This window comes from Enterobacter sp. Taxon_2 (genome assembly GCF_058355295.1).
The window spans coordinates 1376908-1398775 of sequence record NZ_CM178024.1 but is presented as its reverse complement, the minus strand read 5'-3'; the positions used below and the strand labels follow the sequence as shown (position 1 = coordinate 1398775).

At 58.3% G+C, this 21868-nt stretch carries 21 protein-coding genes and 1 riboswitch; of the genes, 12 read left to right on the top strand and 9 right to left on the bottom strand.

Features of this window, described 5'->3' with window-relative positions:
* Positions 1-17 precede the first annotated feature (17 nt).
* Genes AC4IC4_RS06540 through AC4IC4_RS06530 form a run of 3 tightly spaced genes read left to right on the top strand, consistent with a single transcriptional unit; the run spans position 18 to position 4071 of the window.
* A complete protein-coding gene (locus AC4IC4_RS06540) occupies positions 18-2561 on the top strand; it encodes a fimbria/pilus outer membrane usher protein (RefSeq protein WP_491472382.1) in 2544 nt (847 codons plus the stop codon).
* Positions 2562-2584: 23 nt separating this feature from the next.
* On the top strand, positions 2585-3571 hold the full coding sequence (locus AC4IC4_RS06535) for a fimbrial protein (RefSeq protein WP_491472801.1): 987 nt from the start codon (positions 2585-2587) through the stop codon (positions 3569-3571).
* The gene (locus tag AC4IC4_RS06530; protein ID WP_048991519.1) at positions 3568-4071 is read left to right on the top strand and encodes a fimbrial protein; all 504 of its coding nucleotides are present in this window, start codon (positions 3568-3570) and stop codon (positions 4069-4071) included. The genes AC4IC4_RS06535 and AC4IC4_RS06530 overlap by 4 nt, the downstream gene beginning before the upstream one ends.
* Here AC4IC4_RS06530 and dinG read toward each other — a convergent pair.
* Together dinG and rhlE are read right to left on the bottom strand one after the other, a co-directional pair.
* Positions 4058-6235 carry an ATP-dependent DNA helicase DinG gene (dinG, locus tag AC4IC4_RS06525; RefSeq protein ID WP_491472381.1) on the bottom strand — a complete coding sequence of 726 codons (2178 nt, stop codon included), beginning with the start codon at positions 6233-6235 and terminating at the stop codon, positions 4058-4060. The two genes, AC4IC4_RS06530 and dinG, sit on opposite strands and share 14 nt — an antisense overlap.
* 97 nt (positions 6236-6332) lie before the next feature.
* On the bottom strand, positions 6333-7718 hold the full coding sequence (gene rhlE, locus AC4IC4_RS06520; RefSeq protein ID WP_032649426.1) for an ATP-dependent RNA helicase RhlE: 1386 nt from the start codon (positions 7716-7718) through the stop codon (positions 6333-6335).
* A 207-nt stretch (positions 7719-7925) separates the two neighbouring features.
* Between rhlE and cecR the strand changes: the two genes are divergently transcribed.
* The 5 genes from cecR to AC4IC4_RS06495 are packed head-to-tail and all read left to right on the top strand — an operon-like array spanning position 7926 to position 13566.
* Positions 7926-8603, top strand: a complete 678-nt coding sequence (gene cecR, locus AC4IC4_RS06515) for a transcriptional regulator CecR (protein ID WP_491472380.1) — start codon at positions 7926-7928, stop codon at positions 8601-8603.
* Positions 8600-9595, top strand: a complete 996-nt coding sequence (gene hlyD / locus AC4IC4_RS06510; RefSeq protein WP_090417698.1) for a secretion protein HlyD — start codon at positions 8600-8602, stop codon at positions 9593-9595. Before cecR ends, hlyD begins: the two co-directional genes overlap by 4 nt.
* Positions 9588-11327, top strand: a complete 1740-nt coding sequence (locus AC4IC4_RS06505; RefSeq protein WP_491472379.1) for an ATP-binding cassette domain-containing protein — start codon at positions 9588-9590, stop codon at positions 11325-11327. The genes hlyD and AC4IC4_RS06505 overlap by 8 nt, the downstream gene beginning before the upstream one ends.
* The gene (locus AC4IC4_RS06500) at positions 11317-12450 is read left to right on the top strand and encodes an ABC transporter permease (RefSeq protein ID WP_032649434.1); all 1134 of its coding nucleotides are present in this window, start codon (positions 11317-11319) and stop codon (positions 12448-12450) included. The genes AC4IC4_RS06505 and AC4IC4_RS06500 overlap by 11 nt, the downstream gene beginning before the upstream one ends.
* 9 nt (positions 12451-12459) lie before the next feature.
* Positions 12460-13566, top strand: coding sequence for an ABC transporter permease (locus AC4IC4_RS06495; protein WP_032649437.1), 1107 nt, complete (start codon positions 12460-12462; stop codon positions 13564-13566).
* Here the strand turns inward: AC4IC4_RS06495 and AC4IC4_RS06490 are convergent.
* Positions 13528-13938, bottom strand: coding sequence for a YbhQ family protein (locus AC4IC4_RS06490; protein ID WP_032649440.1), 411 nt, complete (start codon positions 13936-13938; stop codon positions 13528-13530). The genes AC4IC4_RS06495 and AC4IC4_RS06490 overlap by 39 nt on opposite strands.
* Before the next feature lie 133 nt (positions 13939-14071).
* On the opposite strand from AC4IC4_RS06490, the gene AC4IC4_RS06485 reads away from it, so the two are divergent.
* Genes AC4IC4_RS06485 through AC4IC4_RS06475 form a run of 3 tightly spaced genes read left to right on the top strand, consistent with a single transcriptional unit; the run spans position 14072 to position 17030 of the window.
* Complete coding sequence (locus AC4IC4_RS06485; RefSeq protein WP_032649441.1) at positions 14072-14833, top strand: endonuclease/exonuclease/phosphatase family protein; 762 nt, start codon at positions 14072-14074, stop codon at positions 14831-14833.
* A complete protein-coding gene (clsB, locus tag AC4IC4_RS06480) occupies positions 14830-16068 on the top strand; it encodes a cardiolipin synthase ClsB (protein ID WP_248163633.1) in 1239 nt (412 codons plus the stop codon). Before AC4IC4_RS06485 ends, clsB begins: the two co-directional genes overlap by 4 nt.
* Entirely contained in the window at positions 16068-17030 is a 963-nt protein-coding gene (locus tag AC4IC4_RS06475) for a lysylphosphatidylglycerol synthase domain-containing protein (RefSeq protein WP_491472378.1), read from the top strand. Before clsB ends, AC4IC4_RS06475 begins: the two co-directional genes overlap by 1 nt.
* An 89-nt stretch (positions 17031-17119) precedes the next feature.
* Here the strand turns inward: AC4IC4_RS06475 and AC4IC4_RS06470 are convergent, their stop codons facing one another.
* The 6 genes from AC4IC4_RS06470 to moaA all read right to left on the bottom strand — a co-directional run bounded on the left by AC4IC4_RS06470 (position 17120) and on the right by moaA (position 20599).
* Positions 17120-17827, bottom strand: a complete 708-nt coding sequence (locus tag AC4IC4_RS06470) for a Bax inhibitor-1/YccA family protein (protein ID WP_336212778.1) — start codon at positions 17825-17827, stop codon at positions 17120-17122.
* Between the two features lie 64 nt (positions 17828-17891).
* Positions 17892-18344, bottom strand: a complete 453-nt coding sequence (gene moaE / locus AC4IC4_RS06465; RefSeq protein WP_491472377.1) for a molybdopterin synthase catalytic subunit MoaE — start codon at positions 18342-18344, stop codon at positions 17892-17894.
* A gap of 1 nt (position 18345) precedes the next feature.
* Positions 18346-18591, bottom strand: coding sequence for a molybdopterin synthase sulfur carrier subunit (gene moaD / locus AC4IC4_RS06460; protein WP_032649449.1), 246 nt, complete (start codon positions 18589-18591; stop codon positions 18346-18348).
* Positions 18584-19069 carry a cyclic pyranopterin monophosphate synthase MoaC gene (moaC, locus tag AC4IC4_RS06455; RefSeq protein WP_008501142.1) on the bottom strand — a complete coding sequence of 162 codons (486 nt, stop codon included), beginning with the start codon at positions 19067-19069 and terminating at the stop codon, positions 18584-18586. Before moaC ends, moaD begins: the two co-directional genes overlap by 8 nt.
* 3 nt (positions 19070-19072) lie before the next feature.
* Positions 19073-19585, bottom strand: a complete 513-nt coding sequence (moaB, locus tag AC4IC4_RS06450) for a molybdenum cofactor biosynthesis protein B (protein WP_491472376.1) — start codon at positions 19583-19585, stop codon at positions 19073-19075.
* 24 nt (positions 19586-19609) lie between these two features.
* Entirely contained in the window at positions 19610-20599 is a 990-nt protein-coding gene (moaA, locus tag AC4IC4_RS06445; protein WP_032649453.1) for a GTP 3',8-cyclase MoaA, read from the bottom strand.
* A riboswitch (molybdenum cofactor riboswitch) is annotated at positions 20587-20720 on the bottom strand. Its footprint overlaps the gene before it by 13 nt.
* A 225-nt stretch (positions 20721-20945) precedes the next feature.
* On the opposite strand from moaA, the gene yvcK reads away from it, so the two are divergent.
* The gene (gene yvcK, locus AC4IC4_RS06440; RefSeq protein ID WP_024908762.1) at positions 20946-21854 is read left to right on the top strand and encodes a uridine diphosphate-N-acetylglucosamine-binding protein YvcK; all 909 of its coding nucleotides are present in this window, start codon (positions 20946-20948) and stop codon (positions 21852-21854) included.
* The last annotated feature ends 14 nt before the right edge of the window (positions 21855-21868 follow it).

Here is a 21868-nt window from a genome sequence, read left to right as displayed (position 1 = left end):
CCGGTAATAAAATAATCATGTACAGCCATAAAAAGCCGTTCACCTGCCGAATTTCATCACTGCTGGTCATTCTCTGTGGCCTGGCACTGGCGATCTTTGCGCAGCAGGTTATGGCTGATGATTATTTTAACCCCGCACTGCTGGATATTGATAATCCGCAACAGGGTAAGACCGATCTGTCGGTTTACGAAAAAGGGCCAGGGCAGGCACCGGGGAAATATCAGGTCGCTATTTTTATTAATAATAATAAAATTGATACCCGCGACGTCACGTTCACATTGCAAAAAGGTTCACACGGCAGCAGTTCACTTCAGCCCTGCTTTAGCCTGAATGATTTAAAAAGCCTTGGGATCAAAACCCAAAAATATCCGGCGCTGATGGCAAAAGGCCAGTGTGCCGATTTAACCGCCATCCCGGCAGCCTCCACGTCTTTTCACGTTCGCAATCAGCAGCTGCTGCTCAGTATCCCTCAACTGGCCCTGGGCCAGGTTCCACGCGGCTATATCGACCCGAAAGAATTCGACGAGGGGATCACCGCAGGTATTCTCAACTACAGCGCGACTGCCAGCCAGAGCCATGCGCGACAGTCGGGCGAGCAGAATAACAGCAGCCAGTACATTAACCTGCGTCCCGGGTTTAACGTTGGCGCCTGGCTCGTACGCAACTACTCCACGTGGAATCGCAGCACCCAGGGCAAGGAAGAGCAGCAAAAATTCTCTTCCGTTTATACCTATGCCCAGCGCGATATCGTGGCGATGAAAAGCGACCTCACCGTTGGACAAAGCTCTTCGCCTTCTGATGTTTTTGACAGCGTACCCTACACCGGCGTGGAGCTTAAATCCGACAGCGACATGCTGCCGGACAGCGAAAAAGGCTATGCGCCCATTATTCGCGGCACCGCACACAGCAATGCGCTGGTGATGGTTCGCCAGAACGGCTACGTCATTTATCATAACACGGTCGCCCCCGGCGCGTTTGAAATTAACGACCTTTACCCCACCGGCAGCAGCGGCGATCTGCAGGTCACCGTGAAAGAGACCGACGGCAGCGAAAGCCATTTCGTGGTGCCATATGCCTCTGTACCGGTACTGCAGCGCGAAAAAAACCTGCGCTACAGCGTGACCGCAGGGCGGTACCGTTCCTACGACAAAGACGTCGAGAAAACTCCGTTTGCCCAGGGCAGCGCGATTTACGGCCTGCCCTTTGGTTTTACCGCTTACGGCGGCATACAGCAGAGCAGCCACTATCAGTCCCAGGCGCTCGGCGCCGGGAAAAACATGGGCGATTTAGGGGCGTTCTCCATCGACGTCACCCGCGCAAAGGCCCTGCTGAAAAAGCAGCAGGCCAGCAAAGGCCAGTCCTGGCGCGTGCGCTACAGCAAAGATTTTGCCGGTTCAGGCACCAACTTCTCGCTCGCGGGCTATCGCTACAACAGCAAAGGGTTTTACACCCTTGAAGACACCATGGAGTCATATACCCGCTCTGACGACTGGTCTGCCCCCCAGCAGCGCCGCGCCCGAACCGAGGCCACCATCGACCAGACGCTGCCCGAAGGCTGGGGGTCCGTCACCCTGAGCATGGTGAAAGAGACTTACTGGAGCCAGAACCAGGACATGACCTCCATGAGCGTCAGCTACAACAACAGCTGGCACGGGGTGAGCTACAGCCTGAGCTACAGCATGAACAAGAACACCCAGGACAGCGATGAAAACGGCGACGAAGTGACGAACGACAACCAGTTCTCGCTGAGCGTCTCCGTGCCGCTGGACCACTGGATGCATAACACCTGGGCCACCTACAACCTGAACAATACCAAAGACGGTACCACGCAGAATATCGGCCTGAACGGCACGGCGCTGAAGGAAGACAACCTGAACTGGAATATTCAGGAAGGGCTGAGCAGTACCGGCAGCGGTAACTCCACCAGCATGAACGCCGATTACAAAGCGACCTATGGCGAAGTGAGCGCAGGCGTCAGTCAGGATAAATATCAGCAGACCGTGAACGTCGGTTTGCAGGGCGGCGTGGTTGCCCATGCGAACGGCATCACCCTGAGCCAGCCGCTCGGTGAGACCATCGCGCTGGTGAAGGCGCCGGGAACGCACGGGACGCATATCACCAACCAGACGGGCGTTGAGACCGATTTCCGCGGCTACACCGTCGTGCCATTCGTCACCGCGTATCGCCATAACACCATTGCGCTGGATACCGAAACGCTGCCGGATGATGCCGACGTGACGCACGCGGCGCAGGTCGTCACCCCAACGCGGGGAGCGGTGGTGCGCGCCAGCTTTAACACCCGCGTGGGCAATCGCGTGCTGATGACGCTCACGCACAACGGTAAACCGCTGCCCTTCGGCGCGACGGTGAGCACTGAGGATAAGGACAGCGAATTTATCGTTGGCTCAGATGGCCAAACGTACCTCTCCGGCCTCCCCGCGCGCGGAAAACTCTCCGTTGCGTGGGGTGACAATGCCAGCGAACAATGCAACGCGCAGTACGCGCTGGCTGAAGAGAGAGATAAATCCGGCATTATTACCGCTGCCGCAACATGTCAGTAATACACTGGCTGAGACGTAAGATGATGCAAATCGTTAAACAGAGTTTTTTATTGTTAGTGCTGGGAATATCCGCATTATTCATGCCGTACGCGAAAGCGTCATGCACGTCACCGGATATGCCAAAGATGATTGATGTGGCCTCCATATCGGTACCCACCTCGCTGGCCGTTGGCGCGACCATTCCGGGTTCAGAGCAGACGGTACACGTTGCCGGAAATTGCTCCAGTACCTACAGCCCGGGGATGGAAATAGTGGCTTGCTATTATGGTTCCGGTTCAGAAATACCGGGCCTGCCGGGCGTGTACGACTCTGGTGTCGCCGGGATTGGTATCGCCCTGATGAACGATCAGGGGCAACGCATCCAGGGGGCCGGTGGCGTCCACTGTGATTCCCGGAATACGCCGGTGGGATATCTCTCTTCAGATGGACAGCTCTCGTTCAATTTTGACGTAACTCTGGAGCTGGTGAAAACCAGCTCCACTGTGTCCTCAGGTTCGCTTTCTCAGGCTCAGACGGAGTTTGGGCTTGGCGTTTACAATCAGGAGGGCATAGGCAGTCCGAACACCATTTCCTATTCGGGTAACGTCACGTTCAACGAAGTCACCTGCTCCGTTTCGCCGAAAAGCCTTACCGTAACGCTGGGCGATTTCCCGGTCAGCGACTTCACCGGGACAGGGACCCTGACGTCGTCTCAGACGTTCGACGTTACCGTCAACTGCAACGACACCGTGCAGCCCGAAGTCATGGTTTCCAGCGCAAACGGTTATGAAACAGATTTTCCCGGCGTCATCAAACTCACTCAGGAGAACGGCGTGGCAACCGGTGTAGGGGTACGCATGTTGTTCGATGGCGAAGTCGCCGAGTTTGATACCTACAAAAATACGGCGGCCATCGCACAAGCAAACGTTCCGCTGGCGATCCCGTTTGAGGTCGCATATCAACAAACGGCAGCCAGCGTCACCCCCGGCACAGCAAACAGCATTGCCACGATTACGTTGGGATATAAATGAAAAAAATCACCTTACTGCTACTGGCAGGCCTTCTCACGCAGGCGAATGCCGATGAGATCGCGATCCAGATGAGAGGCAATATCATCGCCAATACCTGCTCGGTAGACAGCGCCAGCCAGAATTTGACCGTTAACCTGGGACAAGCCGCCTCCAGCGATTTTAAGGATGTGGGGGATACCGGGGAGTGGAAGAATTTTGATCTTACGCTGTCCAAATGCCCGTCCACCACCACACTCGCCACCGCGACCTTTAACGGCCAGGCGGACAGCGCACACCCGACGAAATTTGCCAGCACGGGCAGCGCCGGCGGGCTGGCGCTGGAGCTGGCAGACCGCCTGGATCGCATTACGATAGCCCCGCAGGCGAGCTTCAGCGCCCTGGTTAATCAAAGCGATCATACCGTCGACTTCCCACTCGCCGCACGCTACTACGCCACCTCCATGCCGGTGAGTGCGGGGACGTTCAGCAGCGTGGTGCAGGTGACCTTCACTTACCAGTAGGACCGCGCCCCTTAGCACGGATGCTTTTCCTGCGCCCGGCGGTCAGTGTCGCCGGGCGTTTTTTTACCTCGGGCACCTCTGGCTGTTCAATCGGAAAGATCGGCAGCGCGTTCAACAGTCGTTGGCCGTAGTTTTTGGTGAGGAGACGCTTGTCATAAATCACCACCTCCCCCCAGCAGCCGTGGCTACGGATCAGACGCCCGACCTGCTGAATAAGGTTAAACGACGCCGCAGGTAAACTCTGCACCTCAAACGGATAGCGATTGAGGCTTTTCAGCCATTCACCTTCGGTGATGACGACCGGGCTGTCGATGGGCGGGAAGGCAATTTTATGGATATGCACCTGCGTCAGGTAATCGCCCTTCAAATCCAGACCTTCCGCGAAGGATTGTAATCCCACCAGCACGCTGCGCTCGCCGTTATCGATACGTTTGCGGTGAGTTTCCACCAGCCGGTAGCGCGGCTGATCGCCCTGCACCAGCAGCAATAAACGCAGATCGGTGACGTGTTCCAGGAAGCGCTGCATCGCGCGCCCGCTGGCAAACAGCACCAGCATGCCGGGGTACTTTTTACTCTCGACCTGTTCGCGGAAGTAGGCCGCCATCTCCGCAATGTGCTGCTCCTCGTTGTCGATGAGCGGCTCGAATTTCATACGCGGGATCACCAGCTTGCCCTGCTCGCAGTGGTTAAACGGCGAGTCCAGCGCCACGAAGCGGTCGCCCGCTTTCTCTTTAAGCCCGCTCATCTCCTGCAGCCTTGAGAAACTGTTCAGGGAACGCAGCGTGGCAGAGGTGACCACCACGTGCGGTACGCTGCGCCAGATCAGCTTTTCCAGCTGATCGGCCACGCGGATGCCCACGCAGTGGAAAAAGAGGTGCACCTGCCCGTCCCGCACTTCGCGGGTGGCCCATTTGGTGACCGGCGCGCCGGACGCCTGCGCCATCGAGGCGAGCCGCCAGAGCTTGCTCTGCGCTTCGAACATGCCCAGCGCGCGGTTCATCTGCAGCAGGATGCGGTGCAGACGCACCACGTCATGCGAGCCGGTTTTCTCGCTCAGATCGTTTAAGAACATCTCCGCCAGCCCGCGCAGCTTTTCCAGATGCTTCGCCAGCTGCTGGCAGATCTCCATCACCTCGTCCGGCAGCTCGCCCATCGCAAAGCGGTGTTCCGCCTCCTGGGTTGCAGGAAGATAAAGATTCAGGATGTTGTTCAGGGACGAGATAAGGCTGTAAACCTCTTCGCAGTGGTCGCTCAGACGCTCGGGCACCGCCAGCGGCGGCGTGGTTTTCGGGCGAAACTGCTCCATGCAGGTAGCGACAAGCTTGCAGAAGAGATCGAGCTGCAGGCGGAACCAGGGGGCGGTAATTTCCGCGCTCATCTCCAGCGCGTCCCGCGCCACGTCCGGCAGATGGTGGCCTTCGTCGAGCACCAGCAGCAGGTTTTTCGGCTCCGGCAGCACCGCTTCGCTCTCCAGCGCCGCCATCACCAGCGCGTGGTTAGCCACCACCACTTCGGCTTCCTGAATTTCGCGCCGGGCGACAAAGAACGGGCACTCGCGGTAGTAGTGACAGTTACGGTTCAGGCAGCTCGCTTTATCGGTGCTAAGCCTGCGCCATAAGTCGTCGCTGATGGCCTGGCTGGTGTGATCCCGCAGGCCGTCCCACTTATAGCCGTCGAGCTCGGCTTTGAGTTTTGCACACTGCTCCTGCTCGGCCATATTGTTTGGCGTCAGCTCGTCATCCAGAAACGCGAGCAGATCCTGTTGATTCGGCTCGCTGCTGGCCAGCGCCGCCAGGTTACGCGGGCACACGTAACGCCCGCGACCAAAGGCGGCCGTAAACCGCAGGTCGGGGATGATTTTACGCAGCAGCGGTAAATCTTTGCTGAAGATCTGATCCTGCAGCGCCACGTTGGCGGTGCTGACCACCAGCGTTTTGCCCTCTTCCCGCGCAATGGCAATGCCGGGAATGAGATACGACAAGGTTTTCCCGACGCCGGTCGGGGCTTCAATCGCCAGATGTCGCCCGTCGTCCCCGGCGAGCGTTTTTGCCACGTCAGCAATCATCTGCCGCTGCGGCGCTCGGGGGATAAAGTCGGGGATCTGCTGTTGTAGCGCCTTATACCAGGTGCCAATTTGCGCTTTCAGCGCCGCGGTTAAAGCCATCGGAAAACCTGAAATACTGTATAAACAGCCACTATTGTGGCACTTTCTCTTCGCTGCCGCAAAAAGAAAAGCCCGGCTTTACGACCGGGCTTCCAGATTACTGCGGGTTAGCAGGTTTACGCGGGCGGCGTCGACGCTGCCCTTCCCCTGCCGGTTTCCCTTCGCCGCTGCGCCACGGGTTTTCACCCGCCGGTTTGCTGTCGTTGTTGCGACGCGGCGGTTTGCCGGATGATTTCGGTGCGCCGCCTTCGGCACGACGCGGCTGCTGACCGCGACCGCCGCCACCCTGGCCACGTCCACCACCGCCCTGACGACCGTTCTGAATCGGCTCGGCTTTGATTGACGGATCCACTTCGTAGCCCGGGGTTTCGATGCGCGGGATCTCTTTCTTCAGCAGACGTTCGATGTCGCGCAACAGCTTGTGCTCGTCCACGCAGACCAGCGAAAGCGCTTCACCGGTTGCCGCTGCACGGCCGGTACGGCCGATACGGTGAACGTAGTCTTCCGGCACGTTTGGCAGCTCGTAGTTCACCACGTGCGGCAGCTCTTCAATGTCGAGGCCACGGGCGGCGATGTCGGTCGCCACCAGCACGCGGATGTCGCCAGATTTGAAGTCCGCCAGCGCACGGGTACGCGCGCCCTGGCTCTTGTTACCGTGAATGGCGGCGCTGCGGATGCCGTCTTTATTCAGCTGTTCTGCCAGGTGGTTGGCGCCGTGCTTGGTGCGGGTAAAGACCAGCACCTGCTGCCAGTTCCCCTGACCGATCATCTGGGAGAGCAGTTCGCGCTTACGCTTTTTATCAACAAAGTGAACGTGCTGGGTCACCTGCTCAGAGGCGGTGTTGCGACGCGCCACTTCCACTTCCAGCGGGTTATGCAGCAGCTTTTCCGCCAGCGCCTTGATCTCGTCGGAGAAGGTCGCGGAGAAGAGCAGGTTCTGACGACGCGGCGGCAGCTTGGCCAGCACGCGTCGAATATCGTGAATAAAGCCCATGTCGAGCATGCGGTCGGCTTCGTCCAGCACCAGAATTTCAATGCTATCGAGCTTCACCGCGTTCTGGTGTTCCAGATCCAGCAGACGACCCGGCGTTGCCACCAGTACGTCGACGCCGCCGCGCAGCTTCATCATCTGCGGGTTGATGCTGACGCCGCCGAACACCACCAGCGAGCGAATGTTGAGATAGCGGCTATAGTCACGCACGTTCTCACCAATCTGCGCCGCCAGCTCGCGAGTTGGGGTGAGGATCAGCGCACGAACCGGACGGCGGCCTTTGGCGTGCGGCTGATTTTTTACCAGCAGCTCTAACAGCGGCAGCGTAAAGCCCGCGGTTTTACCGGTGCCGGTCTGGGCGCTGGCCATCAGGTCACGGCCCTGAAGAACGGCAGGAATAGCCTGCTGCTGGATTGGGGTTGGCTCAACGTAGCCCTGCTCTGCGATCGCGCGCAGAATTTCCGGGTTCAGGCCAAGGGAATCAAAAGACATAAAAACTCCGAACCGCCCCGACCATCACAGGTGTAGTTTTCAGGGAGATATAACGAATAGGAGAGGACAAAAACCACAATGTCGCGAAGGAGCGGAGTGTAGCAGCTTTTGTGACGTGGCGCATAAAATATCCCTCCGCATTCCCTCGACGTTAGCGTGAATCAGGCATAATCTTAATCAATCGATTGATTAATTCTTAATGCCGCTATGAATACAACCCCGACGACATCAAAAGGTGAACAGGCCAAAAACCAGCTTATTGCCGCCGCGCTGGCGCAGTTTGGTGAGTACGGGCTGCATGCAACCACGCGCGATATTGCGGCGCTGGCCGGGCAGAACATTGCGGCGATTACCTACTATTTTGGCTCAAAAGAGGATTTATACCTCGCCTGCGCCGAGTGGATCGCCGATTTTATCGGCACGCAGTTTCACCCGCACGTTGAGGAAGCCACCGCGCTGCTCGGCCAGCCGTCGCCCGATCGCGCCGCCGTTCGCCAGCTTATTCTCAATGCCTGCCACGATATGATCCGCCTGCTGACGCACGACGATACGCTCAACCTGAGCAAGTTTATCTCCCGCGAGCAGCTCTCCCCAACTGCCGCCTACCAGCGGGTACACGATCGGGTGATTGAGCCGATGCACACCCACCTGACCCGGCTGATCGCCGCCTATACCGGGCGCGATGCCAGTGATACCGAGACAATTTTGCATACCCACGCCCTGCTGGGTGAAATTCTTGCCTTCCGTCTGGGCAGGGAAACCATCCTGTTACGCACCGGCTGGACACAATTTGATGAGGATAAAGCCGCGCAGATTAGCCAGGTCATCGCCTGTCATCTCGATCTAATCCTGCAAGGCTTAACGCAAAGGAGCCTGAAGTCATGAAAAAACCTGTCGCCATCGTTCTGGTGGTTGTTGTTTTGCTTGCCGCCGGAGTCGGTGGATGGCTGTGGTATCAGAGCCATCAGGATAAAGGCCTGACGCTGTACGGTAACGTGGATATTCGCACGGTGAACATGAGCTTCCGCGTGGGCGGACGTCTCGCCTCGCTGAGCGTTGACGAAGGCGATGCCATTAAAACCGGGCAGACGCTGGGGATGCTGGATAAAGCGCCCTATGAGAATGCGCTGCTGCAGGCCAAAGCAGGCGTGTCCGTCGCCCAGGCACAATATGACCTGATGCTGGCAGGCTATCGCGACGAAGAGATCGCCCAGGCCGCCGCCGCCGTTAAACAGGCGCAGGCCGCCTATGACTACGCGCAGAATTTCTACGCCCGTCAGCAGGGGCTGTGGAAAAGCCGCACCATTTCCGCTAACGATCTGGAAAATGCGCGCTCGTCCCGCGACCAGGCGCAGGCAACGCTGAAATCCGCGCAGGATAAATTAAGCCAATACCACACCGGTAACCGCCCGCAGGATATCGCCCAGGCGAAAGCCAGCCTTGAACAGGCGCAGGCGCAGCTGGCCCAGGCGGAGCTGGATCTGCACGATACCACGCTCATCGCACCGTCTGACGGCACGCTGATGACCCGCGCCGTGGAGCCGGGCAGCATGCTCAGCGCGGGCAGCACCGTGTTGACCCTCTCCCTGACCCGCCCGGTGTGGGTGCGCGCCTACATTGATGAGACGAATCTCGGCCAGATGCAGCCGGGCCGCGAGCTGCTGCTCTATACCGACGGTCGCCCGGACAAGCCGTATCACGGCAAAGTGGGCTTTGTCTCCCCTACCGCCGAATTCACGCCGAAAACAGTAGAAACACCGGACCTGCGTACCGACCTGGTGTATCGCCTGCGCATCATCGTGACCGATGCGGATGACGCGCTGCGTCAGGGCATGCCCGTCACCGTAAAAGTGAACGGCGGGGAACGACATGAATGACGCGGTTATTCAGCTCAACAATCTGGTTAAACGCTTTAAGGGGATGGATAAGCCCGCGGTCGCACCGCTGAACTGTACCATCCAGAAAGGCTATGTGACCGGGCTGGTCGGCCCGGACGGCGCGGGGAAAACCACGCTGATGCGGATGCTGGCCGGGCTGCTGAAGCCGGATGAAGGATCGGCCCGCGTGCTCGGCCTTGACCCGATAAAAGATGACGGCGCGCTCCACGCCATGCTCGGCTATATGCCGCAGAAGTTTGGCCTGTACGAAGACCTGACGGTAATGGAAAACCTGAACCTGTACGCCGACCTGCGCAGCGTCACCGGCGAAACGCGACAGAAAACCTTCGCCCGCCTGCTGGAATTTACCTCCCTCGGCCCGTTCACCGACCAGCTGGCGGGCAAACTCTCCGGCGGGATGAAGCAGAAGCTGGGGCTGGCCTGTACGCTGGTGGGCGAACCAAAGGTGCTGCTGCTGGACGAGCCCGGCGTCGGCGTTGACCCGATTTCCCGCCGCGAATTGTGGCAGATGGTGCACGAGCTGGCGGGCGACGGGATGCTGATCCTCTGGAGCACCTCCTACCTCGACGAAGCGGAGCAGTGCCGGGACGTGCTGCTGATGAACGAAGGCGAACTGCTTTATCAGGGAGAGCCGACGACGCTGACGCAGAGCATGGCCGGGCGCAGCTTCCTGCTGCACAGCACGCAGGCGTCCAACCGCACGCTGCTGCAGCGAGTGCTCAAGCTGCCGCAGGTCAGCGACGGGATGATTCAGGGCCGCTCGGTGCGGGTGATCCTCAAAAAAGAGGCCACCGTCGACGATATTCGCCATGCGCCCGGCATGCCTGAGATCGACATGGAAGAGACGGCGCCGCGTTTCGAAGATGCGTTTATTGACCTGCTGGGCGGCGCGGGGACGTCAGAGTCGCCGCTTGGCGCCATTCTGCACACGGTGGAAGGCACGCCGGGCGAAACGGTCATTGAAGCCAAATCCCTCACCAAAAAGTTCGGGGATTTCGCCGCCACCGACAACGTTAATTTTGCGGTGAAGCGCGGGGAGATTTTTGGCCTGCTCGGGCCGAACGGTGCGGGAAAATCGACCACCTTTAAGATGATGTGCGGCCTGCTGGTGCCGACGTCCGGCAAGGCGCTGGTACTGGACATGGACCTGAAGGTCAGCTCCGGCAAGGCGCGCCAGCATCTGGGCTATATGGCGCAGAAATTCTCCCTGTATGGCAACCTGACGGTCGAGCAAAATCTGCGCTTTTTCTCCGGCGTGTACGGCCTGCGCGGGCGGGCGCAGAACGACAAAATCCGCCGCATGAGCGACGCCTTCGGGTTAACCAACATTGCCTCCCACGCCACCGACGAGCTGCCGCTCGGCTTTAAGCAGCGGCTGGCGCTGGCCTGCTCGCTGATGCACGAGCCGGATATTCTGTTTCTGGATGAACCGACCTCGGGCGTTGATCCTCTCACCCGCCGCGAGTTCTGGCTGCATATCAACAGCATGGTGGAAAAAGGGGTGACCGTAATGGTAACCACCCACTTCATGGACGAGGCGGAGTACTGCGACCGCATCGGGCTGGTGTATCGCGGTAAGCTGATTGCCCACGGTACCCCGGACGACCTGAAAAACCAGGCCGCCGACGAGGAGGTCCCGGACCCGACCATGGAGCAGGCGTTTATCACCCTCATCCACGACTGGGATAAGGAGAATGCCCATGCGCAGTAATGCCCTTTCCTGGCGCCGGGTGCGCGCGCTGTGCATTAAAGAGACGCGGCAGATCGTGCGTGACCCCAGCAGCTGGCTGATTGCGGTGGTGATCCCCCTGCTGCTGCTGTTTATCTTTGGCTACGGCATTAATCTGGACTCCAGCAAGCTCCGGGTCGGGATTTTGCTGGAACAGCAGAGCGAAGAGGCGCTGGACTTCACCCACGCCATGACCGGATCGCCCTATATTGACGCCACCATCAGCGACAGCCGTCAGGAATTGATCCAGAAGATGCAGGCCGGGAAAATTCGCGGTCTGATCGTCATTCCGGTGGATTTCGCCGCCAATATGGCGCGGGCAAATACCGATGCGCCGATCCAGGTGATCACCGACGGCAGCGAGCCGAACACCGCGAACTTCGTGCAGGGCTATGCGGAGGGGATCTGGCAGCTCTGGCAGATGCAGCGGGCGGAAGACCGGGGCGAGACGTTCAACCCGCTGATTGACGTGCAGACGCGCTACTGGTTTAACCCCGCCGCCATCAGCCAGCATTTTATTATTCCGGGCGCGGTGACCATCATCATGACGGTCATTGGCGCGATTCTGACCTCGCTGGTCATCGCCCGCGAGTGGGAGCGCGGCACCATGGAGGCGCTGCTTTCAACCGAAGTGACGCGCGTCGAGCTGCTGCTGTGCAAGCTTATTCCCTACTACTTCCTCGGTATGCTGGCGATGCTGCTCTGCATGCTGGTGTCCGTCTTTATCCTCGGCGTGCCGTATCGCGGCTCGCTGGTGGTGCTGTTCTTTATCACCAGCCTGTTTTTACTCAGCACGCTGGGGATGGGGCTACTCATATCCACCATCACCCGCAACCAGTTCAACGCCGCCCAGGTGGCCCTCAACGCCGCCTTTTTGCCGTCGATTATGCTGTCCGGGTTTATCTTCCAGATAGACAGTATGCCTGCGGTGATCCGCGCCGTGACCTACATCATCCCGGCGCGCTACTTTGTAAGCACGCTGCAAAGCCTGTTCCTGGCAGGGAATATTCCGGTGGTGCTGATTATCAACACCCTGTTTTTACTGGCGTCAGCGGCGATGTTTATCGGGTTGACGTGGATGAAAACCAAACGGCGGTTAGATTAAGGAGCGCGCATGTTTTACCGTTTATGGACGTTAATACGCAAAGAGCTGCAATCCCTGCTGCGCGAGCCGCAAACCCGCGCCATTCTGGTTTTGCCGGTGCTGATCCAGGTACTGCTGTTCCCGTTTGCCGCCACCCTTGAGGTGACCAACGCCACCATCGCCATTTACAACGAAGACAACGGCAAACACGCCGTTGAGCTAACGCAGCGCTTTGCCCGCGCGAAAGCCTTTACCCACATCCTGCTGCTAAAAAGCCCGCAGGAGATCCAGCCCACTATCGACACGCAAAAAGCGCTGCTGCTGGTACGGTTCCCGGCGGATTTCTCCCGCAATCTGGATACCTTCCAGACCGCGCCGATGCAGTTGATCCTCGACGGACGTAACTCCAACAGCGCCCAGATAGCGGCCAACTATCTGCAGCAGGTGGTGAAGGATTACCAGCAGGAGCTGATGGACGGCAAACCGAAGCCTAACAACAGCGAACTGGTGGTGCGCAACTGGTACAACCCGAATCTGGACTACAAGTGGTTTGTGGTGCCGTCGCTGATCGCCATGATCACCACCATCGGGGTGATGATCGTGACCTCCCTCTCCGTCGCCCGCGAGCGCGAACAGGGCACGCTGGATCAGCTGCTGGTCTCCCCGCTTGCTACCTGGCAGATTTTCGTCGGTAAAGCGGTTCCGGCGCTGATCGTCGCGACCTTCCAGGCCACCATCGTGCTGGGCGTGGGAATATTTGCTTACCAGATCCCGTTCGCCGGTTCGCTGGCACTGTTTTACTTCACGATGGTGATTTACGGGCTGTCGCTGGTGGGGTTCGGGCTGTTGATCTCGGCGCTCTGCTCAACGCAGCAGCAGGCGTTTATCGGGGTATTCGTCTTTATGATGCCCGCGATTTTGCTCTCGGGGTATGTTTCTCCCGTCGAGAACATGCCGGTATGGCTACAGGATCTGACGTGGGTAAATCCGATTCGGCACTTTACGGACATCACCAAACAAATCTATCTGAAGGATGCGAGTCTGGATATTGTCTGGGGAAGTTTGTGGCCGCTACTGGTGATTGCGGCCACGACGGGCTCAGTGGCGTACGCGATGTTTAGACGCAACATTGCGTAGCTTTTTCTCTTTGGTCAGCAATGAGACGACCGCAGGCCCTGCGAGGATAGCCATACCCGCCAGGGCCAGCAGCAGGTTGTTTTGCAGCACGCGTGACAGCAGCCACAGGACGATCATCGCCGCACCAAAATACCAGGTGGTGGTGAGCTCTTCGAGCACATCACCCACCTCGCGCCAGCGTGCTTCATGGTGGCGCTGTAAGAACAGCATCGACAGCACGGTGACGCCGTAAAGGACGCATAGCCCCAGGCCAACATGCACCAGCGTGCCGCTCATCCAGCCCATCACCAGTACGGCCACGACCAGTAAATGCAACATTATCTGCCAGCAACTCAGGCCAGTTGCGACACGAACACGTTGTTGCCACTTCATGGCTTCTCTCCTGAAGGATTTTTCTCTGCTTAATCAGACTACCGCACTTTACGGAAAATTCCGTAACGCCGCATCTTTTTGTGACGCCGACTACACTTTATTTTCATTGGGATAGTCACTCAGGAAGGAGCTTATGACGAAAAAAATGCAGCATTTCTCGCTTAAAGTGCTGACGATAAACATTCATAAAGGCTTCACAGCATTTAATCGCCGCTTCATTTTACCGGAGCTGCGCGACGCGGTTCGCACCGTCAGCGCGGATATTGTCTGCCTGCAGGAGGTGATGGGCGCACACGAAGTGCATCCGCTTCACTTTGAGAACTGGCCCGACACGCCGCACTATGAATTTCTGGCCGACACCATGTGGAGTGATTACGCCTACGGCCGCAATGCGGTCTATCCGGAAGGGCATCACGGCAACGCGGTGCTGTCCCGTTATCCCATAGAACATTACGAAAACCGCGACGTTTCCGTCGGGGAGAGCGAAAAACGCGGCCTGCTTTACTGCCGCGTTACCCCGCCCGATCTTGAGCTGCCCATCCATGTCGGCTGTGTTCATCTGGGCCTGCGCGAAGCCCATCGTCAGGCGCAGCTGAAAATGCTGGCCGAATGGGCCAACGCGCTTCCCGAAGGTGAACCGGTGGTAGTGGCGGGCGATTTCAACGACTGGCGACAGCGGGCAAACCATCCGTTAAAGGTAGAGGCCGGACTGGAGGAAATTTTCACCCGGGCGAACGGCAGACCTGCGCGCACGTTTCCGGTCCGTTTCCCGCTGCTGCGGCTTGACCGCATCTACGTAAAAAATGCCCATGCCAGCAGCCCGACCGCCCTGGCGCTCCTCAACTGGCGGCATCTTTCCGACCATGCCCCGCTCAGCGCGGAGATCCACCTATGAAATGTTCCTGGCAGGAGGGCAACCGGATCACGCTGCTGGTCAACGGGGACGAGTATTACCCGGCCGTGTTTAAGGCGATTGATCACGCTCAGCAGAAGGTGATCCTCGAAACCTTTATCTGGTTCGAAGACAACGTTGGCAAGCAGCTGCACAGCGTGCTGCTGCGCGCCGCCCAGCGCGGGGTGAAAATTGAAGTGCTGCTGGATGGCTACGGCTCGCCGGATCTCAGCGATACGTTTGTGAATGAGTTGACCGCCGCGGGGGTGGTGTTCCGCTACTACGATCCCGGCCCTCGCCTGTTCGGTATGCGTACCAACCTTTTCCGCCGGATGCATCGCAAAATTGTGGTGGTGGATGAGACGGTGGCGTTTGTCGGCGGCATTAACTACTCCGCTGAGCATATGTCCGACTACGGCCCGGAAGCGAAGCAGGATTACGCGATTCGCATTGAAGGCCCGGTGGTACAGGACATCTTGCTGTTTGAGCTGGAGAACCTGCCGGGGAAAGAGGCCGTTCGCCGCTGGTGGAAACGCCGTCATCGCCCGGAAGAGAACCGGAAGCCCGGCGAAGCGCAGGCCCTTTTCGTCTGGCGCGACAACGGCGAGCACCGGGACGATATTGAACGTCATTATCTCAAGATGCTGGCCAACGCGAAGCGTGAAGTGATCATCGCTAACGCCTACTTTTTCCCGGGCTATCGTCTGCTGCATGCCATGCGCAATGCCGCCCGACGCGGCGTGCGCGTGAAGCTGATTGTGCAGGGCGAGCCGGACATGCCGATCGTTAAAGTCGGGGCGCGGCTGCTGTATAACTATCTGGTGAAGGGCGGCGTCCAGATCTACGAATATCGCCGCCGACCGCTGCACGGCAAAGTCGCGCTGATGGACGATCACTGGGCCACCGTGGGCTCCAGCAACCTTGATCCGCTGAGCTTATCGCTCAACCTTGAAGCCAACCTGATCATCCACGATCGCCAGTTTAATCAGACCCTGCGGGATAACCTGCAGGCGTTGATCGTTAACGACTGCGTGCGCGTGGATGAGTCCATGGTTCCCAAACGCACCTGGTGGAACCTGGGCATCAGCGTGGTGGTGTTCCACTTTCTGCGGCATTTCCCGGCGATGGTCGGCTGGCTGCCGGCGCATACGCCGAAGCTGGCGCAGGTGGACCCGCCGGTACAACCCGAAATGGAAACCCAGGACCGCATAGAAGCGGAAGATGGAGGCAAACCCTGATGTCGAAATCGCATCCACGCTGGCGGCTGGCAAAAAAGATCCTGACCTGGTTGTTTTTTATTGCGGTCGCGGTTCTGCTGGTGGTCTACGCACAGAAAGTTGACTGGGAAGAGGTGTGGAAGGTCATCCGCAACTATAACCGGATGGTGCTGCTGGGCGCTGTGGGGCTGGTTATCGTGAGCTACCTGATGTACGGCTGCTATGACCTGCTGGGCCGCGCTTACTGCGGCCACAAGCTGGCCAAACGTCAGGTAATGCTGGTGTCATTTATCTGCTACGCCTTTAACCTGACGCTGAGTACCTGGGTCGGCGGCATTGGCATGCGCTATCGCCTTTATTCGCGCCTTGGCCTGCCGGGCGGAACCATCACGCGCATTTTCTCGTTAAGCATCACCACTAACTGGCTGGGCTATATTCTGCTCGGCGGGGTGATATTCACCATCGGCGTGGTGCAGCTCCCCGCGCACTGGTATATCGACGAGGCAACGCTGCGCATTCTGGGCATCGTACTGCTGCTGATTATCGCCGTTTATCTATGGGCCTGCGCCTTTGCCAGACGCCGACATATGACCATTAAAGGGCAAAAGCTGGTCCTGCCCTCGTGGAAGTTTGCGGTGCTGCAGATGGCGGTTTCCAGCGCTAACTGGATGGCGATGGGAGCCATCATCTGGCTGCTGATTGGCGAGGACGTAAACTACTTCTTCGTGCTGGGCGTGCTGCTGGTGAGCAGTATTGCGGGCGTGATTGTGCATATTCCGGCGGGGATCGGCGTGCTGGAGGCGGTGTTTATTGCCCTGCTGGCCGGGGAGCATGTTTCTCAGGGAACGATTATCGCCGCCCTGCTGGCGTACCGCTTGCTGTATTACTTCCTGCCGCTGGCGCTGGCAACGATCTGCTATCTGGTGCTGGAAAGTCGGGCGAAAAAGCTGCGCGCGAAGAATGAGAGGATGTTGGCGAAGTGAATAAGTCGGGTGGCGGCTTCGCCTTACCCGACCTACGGTTCGCGCTTCGTAGGCCGGGTAAGGCGAAGCCGCCACCCGGCAAAGCAACCTTAACGACGGTTGCCGAAAATACGCAGCAGCATCAGGAACAGGTTGATGAAGTCCAGATACAGCGTCAGCGCGCCCAGGATCGAATATTTGCGCAGGTTTGAACTGTCGCGCACGTCAATCTGCTCGCCGATGTTTTTCAGCTTCTGGGTGTCATACGCCGTCAATCCAACGAAGATCACCACCCCGATGTAGGTCACGGCCCACATCAGCGCTTCGCTCTTCAGCCACAGGTTCACCAGCGACGCCAGCACAATCCCGATCAGCCCCATAAACAGCATACTGCCGAAGCCGCTCAGATCGCGCTTCGTGGTGTAACCGTACAGGCTCATCGCACCGAACATCCCGCCGGTGACCACGAAGGTGCTGGCAATGGATGAGTAGGTGTAAACGATAAAGATGCTGGAAAGCGTCAGCCCCGTTAGTGCCGAATAGAGCATAAACAGGGTCGTTGCCATGCCGGCACTCAGCTTTTGCACCAGACCGGAAAGCACAAACACCAGCGCCAGCTGCGCGATAATCAGCCCAAAGAAGGTGATCTTACTGGAGAAGATAAACATCATCAGTTCAGGCGTGTTCGCCGCATACCACGCGATAAACGCGGTAAGCAGCAGGCCAACCGTCATCCAGCCGTACACCTGAGCCATATACGTCTGCAGGCCGCTACGGGTCTGCTGTACTATTGAATCGGAACGCGGAAATCGGTCCATGATTCACTCCTGATTAAGATTAAGTAGACACACACGTTAAGATTAACACATCCACGTAAACCGACTACCAACGGCTGGCGGCTTGTTTATCGCTGTCGCGAGATTCTACCCAGCGGTCACCTTCCGGCGTGGCTTCGCGCTTCCAGAACGGCGCTCTGGTTTTGAGGTAATCCATAATGAACTCCCCTGCCGCAAACGCGCTGCCGCGGTGCGCGCTGGTCACCCCGACGAAGACAATCTCCTCGCCGGGCCACATCTCGCCGATGCGGTGAATTACCGTGATGCGGCCGAGCGGCCAGCGGCCCCGCGCCTCGTCCACAATCTCCGCCAGCGACTTCTCCGTCATGCCGGGATAATGCTCCAGCGTCAGGGCCTTCACGCTGTCGCCGAGGTTGTGGTTGCGCACCTTGCCAGTAAAGGTCACGACCGCGCCGTCTTCATCGCGTTCCGCCAGCCAGCTGTATTCGGTCCCCACGTTAAAACGCCCGGGGCTCACCAGAATGCGGGTTTCAGCCATCTTACCCCCCCGTTACCGGCGGGAAGAAAGCCACTTCATCCCCTTCGGCCAGCGGGTGGGTGAATTCCACCAGCGTCTGGTTAACGGCGGCCAGCAGCTTGCCTTCGTCCAGCGCCAGCGCCCAGCGGTCGCTTTGTGCCGCCAGATGCGCGCGCAGGGCAGCAACGTTTTCAAAAGACGCATCCAGCGTCAGGCTGTCGGTATTCACCAGCTCGCGCACCTGCGCAAAAAAGAGCACCTTAATCATGGCTATCCACCTTAAAATCACCGGATTTTCCGCCGCTTTTTGCCAGCAGGCGAACCGGGCCAATCACCATATCTTTCTGCACCGCTTTGCACATGTCGTAGATGGTCAGCGCGGCAACGGAGGCCGCCGTCAGCGCCTCCATCTCCACGCCGGTTTTGCCGGTTAAGCGGCACAGCGATTCAATCCGCACCCGATTGTGCTCCGGCTGGGCCTGCAGGTTCACCTCCACCTTGCTCAGCATCAGCGGATGGCACAGCGGGATGAGATCCCAGGTGCGCTTGGCGGCCTGAATCCCCGCGATGCGCGCGGTGGCAAAGACATCACCCTTGTGATGGCTGCCGTCGATAATCATCGCCAGCGTCTCTGGCAACATGGTGACGAACGCTTCCGCGCGCGCCTCGCGCACCGTTTCGGCTTTGGCGGAAACATCCACCATATGCGCTTCACCGGCGGCGTTAATGTGGGTCAGTTGTGACATAGCTTATTTCTTTAAATGGGGATGGAAATTACACGGACGGGTACGGGCATCCAGCTGCGGGGCGATGATGTTTTCCCACGCGGTGCGGCAGGCTTTGGTCGAGCCCGGCATGGCGAAAATCAGGGTTTTGTTCGCCACACCCGCCACGGCGCGCGACTGCAGCGTGGAGGTACCAATCTCTTCAAAGGAGAGCATGCGGAACACTTCGCCGAAGCCTTCCACTTCACGGTCAAACAGCGGGATCAGCGCTTCGGGCGCCTGGTCGCCTGGGGTAAAACCGGTGCCGCCGGTAATCAACACCACCTGCACCTCATCGCTGGCGATCCACTGCGAGACCTGCGCGCGAATGGCGTAGCGGTTCTCCTTCACGATCGCTTTATCGACGATGCGATGCCCCGCGTCATGGGCCGCCTCGCGCAGCCAGTGGCCGGAGGTATCATCCTCTTCGCCACGACGGTCGGAAACGGTAAGGATAGCAATGCGTGTCGGGATAAATTCTGCGCTGACCTGACTCATTTTCTGTTTCCTTCTTAAGCCTGATTACCCGCCGATGTAGGACAGGTTCTGAGTAATGCCGGTATTGCCCTGATGCAGGAAGTGGGTCTGTTTTTTATGCGTCAGCGCTTCAGAAATGCGTGCTTCAAGCGCGTCCTGCTGCGCATCGTCTTCCAGCAGATCGCGAAGGTCTACGCCGCCGTCACCAAACAGGCAAAGATGGAGCTTGCCCACGGAGGAGACGCGCAGGCGGTTGCAGCTGGCGCAGAAATCTTTCTCGTAAGGCATGATAAGCCCGATCTCGCCTTCGTAATCAGGATGGCAGAAGACCTGCGCCGGGCCGTCGCTGCGCTGGCGGATCTGGTGGATCCAGCCGCGTTTTAGCAGCGCGTCGCGCAGCACCATGCCGGAGATGTGATGGCGGCGGAACAGCTCGCTGCCCTCGCCGGTTTCCATCAGCTCAATAAAACGCAGCTGAATGGGACGGGATTTGATCCACGCCAGGAAGGTATCGAGCTGGTGATGGTTTACATCACGCATCAGCACCGTGTTGACTTTGACTTTTTCGAAGCCGGCCGCAAATGCTGCATCGATACCGTCCATGACCTGCTGGAATTTATCCTGGCCGGTAATGGCGTGGAACTGGCGGGCGTCCAGACTATCTACGCTGACGTTGATGGCGGTTAAGCCCGCATCGCGCCAGGTCGCCACGTCGCGCACCATGCGGTAACCGTTGGTGGTCACCGCAATCTGGCGGATACGTTCGTTTTCATGTACGGCGGCAATGATGTCGGGGAAATCGCGGCGCAGCGAGGGTTCGCCGCCGGTCAGACGCACTTTTTCGGTGCCGAGCTCAGAGAAGGCGCGCGTGACGCGGCGCACTTCGTCCACGGAGAGAAAGCCGTTATTGGTGACGCTGCCCGGTTTGTAGCCATCGGGCAGGCAGTAGGTGCAACGGAAGTTGCACACATCGGTAATCGACAGACGTAAGTAATAAAACTTACGCGCGAAAGCATCAGTAAGTTGTGAAGCCATGTACACCTTTCCAGATCGGGAGGCACAGTCATTTCTTTCTGTACCCTGGTGGCAAATTCGCCACGGCCAGAGCGCCATATCTTTCGACACAGGCACAAGGGCTAGAGTGTATGTTTTCAATTTAGAAAACGTGGTTAGGGCGATAGTAGCGCGGAAATTCTGACGGCGCCATTATCGCTTTTCGCTATATAATTAAGTATATAGCGAGTCATTCGTCCATTTTCGCTACAGAATACCTAAAAACCGCATTTTCACATTGATATACGTCATTTTGCATCGGGTGAGGCATCGTCTTTTAGGGGTAGTTAGGTTACTGTTACGCGATCGAACGTGATAAGGAATACGTATGCGCAATCGCACTTTTGCGGATCTTGACCGAGTGGTCGCTCTTGGCGGAGGACACGGCTTAGGCCGGGTTATGTCCTCTTTGTCGTCACTGGGCTCAAGGCTGACAGGGATAGTGACCACCACCGATAACGGCGGCTCAACCGGGCGCATTCGTCGTGCCGAAGGCGGCATTGCCTGGGGAGATATGCGCAACTGCCTGAATCAGTTAATTACCGAGCCGAGCGTCGCGTCGGCGATGTTTGAGTACCGTTTTGGCGGTAATGGCGAACTTTCCGGGCATAACCTCGGAAATCTGATGTTAAAGGCGCTGGATCACCTGAGCGTACGGCCTCTCGAAGCCATCAACTTAATCCGTAATCTGCTCAAAGTGGACGCATTCCTGATCCCCATGTCTGAACAACCGGTTGACTTGATGGCCATCGACGCCGAAGGGCATGAAGTTTACGGCGAGGTGAATATTGACCAGCTCCTTCTGCCGCCAACGGAGTTGATGACCTATCCGAGCGTGCCCGCCACGCGTGAAGCGGTAGAGGCAATCGGGGAAGCGGATCTTATCCTGATCGGTCCAGGCAGTTTTTATACCAGCCTGATGCCCATTCTGCTGGTGAAAGAGCTGGCGCAGGCGCTGCGCCGCACCCCGGCGCCGATGGTTTACATCGGTAATCTGGGACGTGAACTGAGCCCGGCGGCGGCGAGCCTGTCGCTGGCGGACAAGCTTGAATTAATGGAGCATTACGTCGGCAAGAAAATCATTGACGGCGTAGTCGTGGGACCAAAAGTGGATGTGTCAGGGATTGGCAATCGTCTGGTGGTGCAGGAGCCGCTGGAGGCCTCAGACATCAAGTATCGCCACGACCGCCATCTGCTGCGCGAGGCGCTGGAGAAGGCGATTCAGGCGCTGGGTTAGCAAAAACCCCCCGG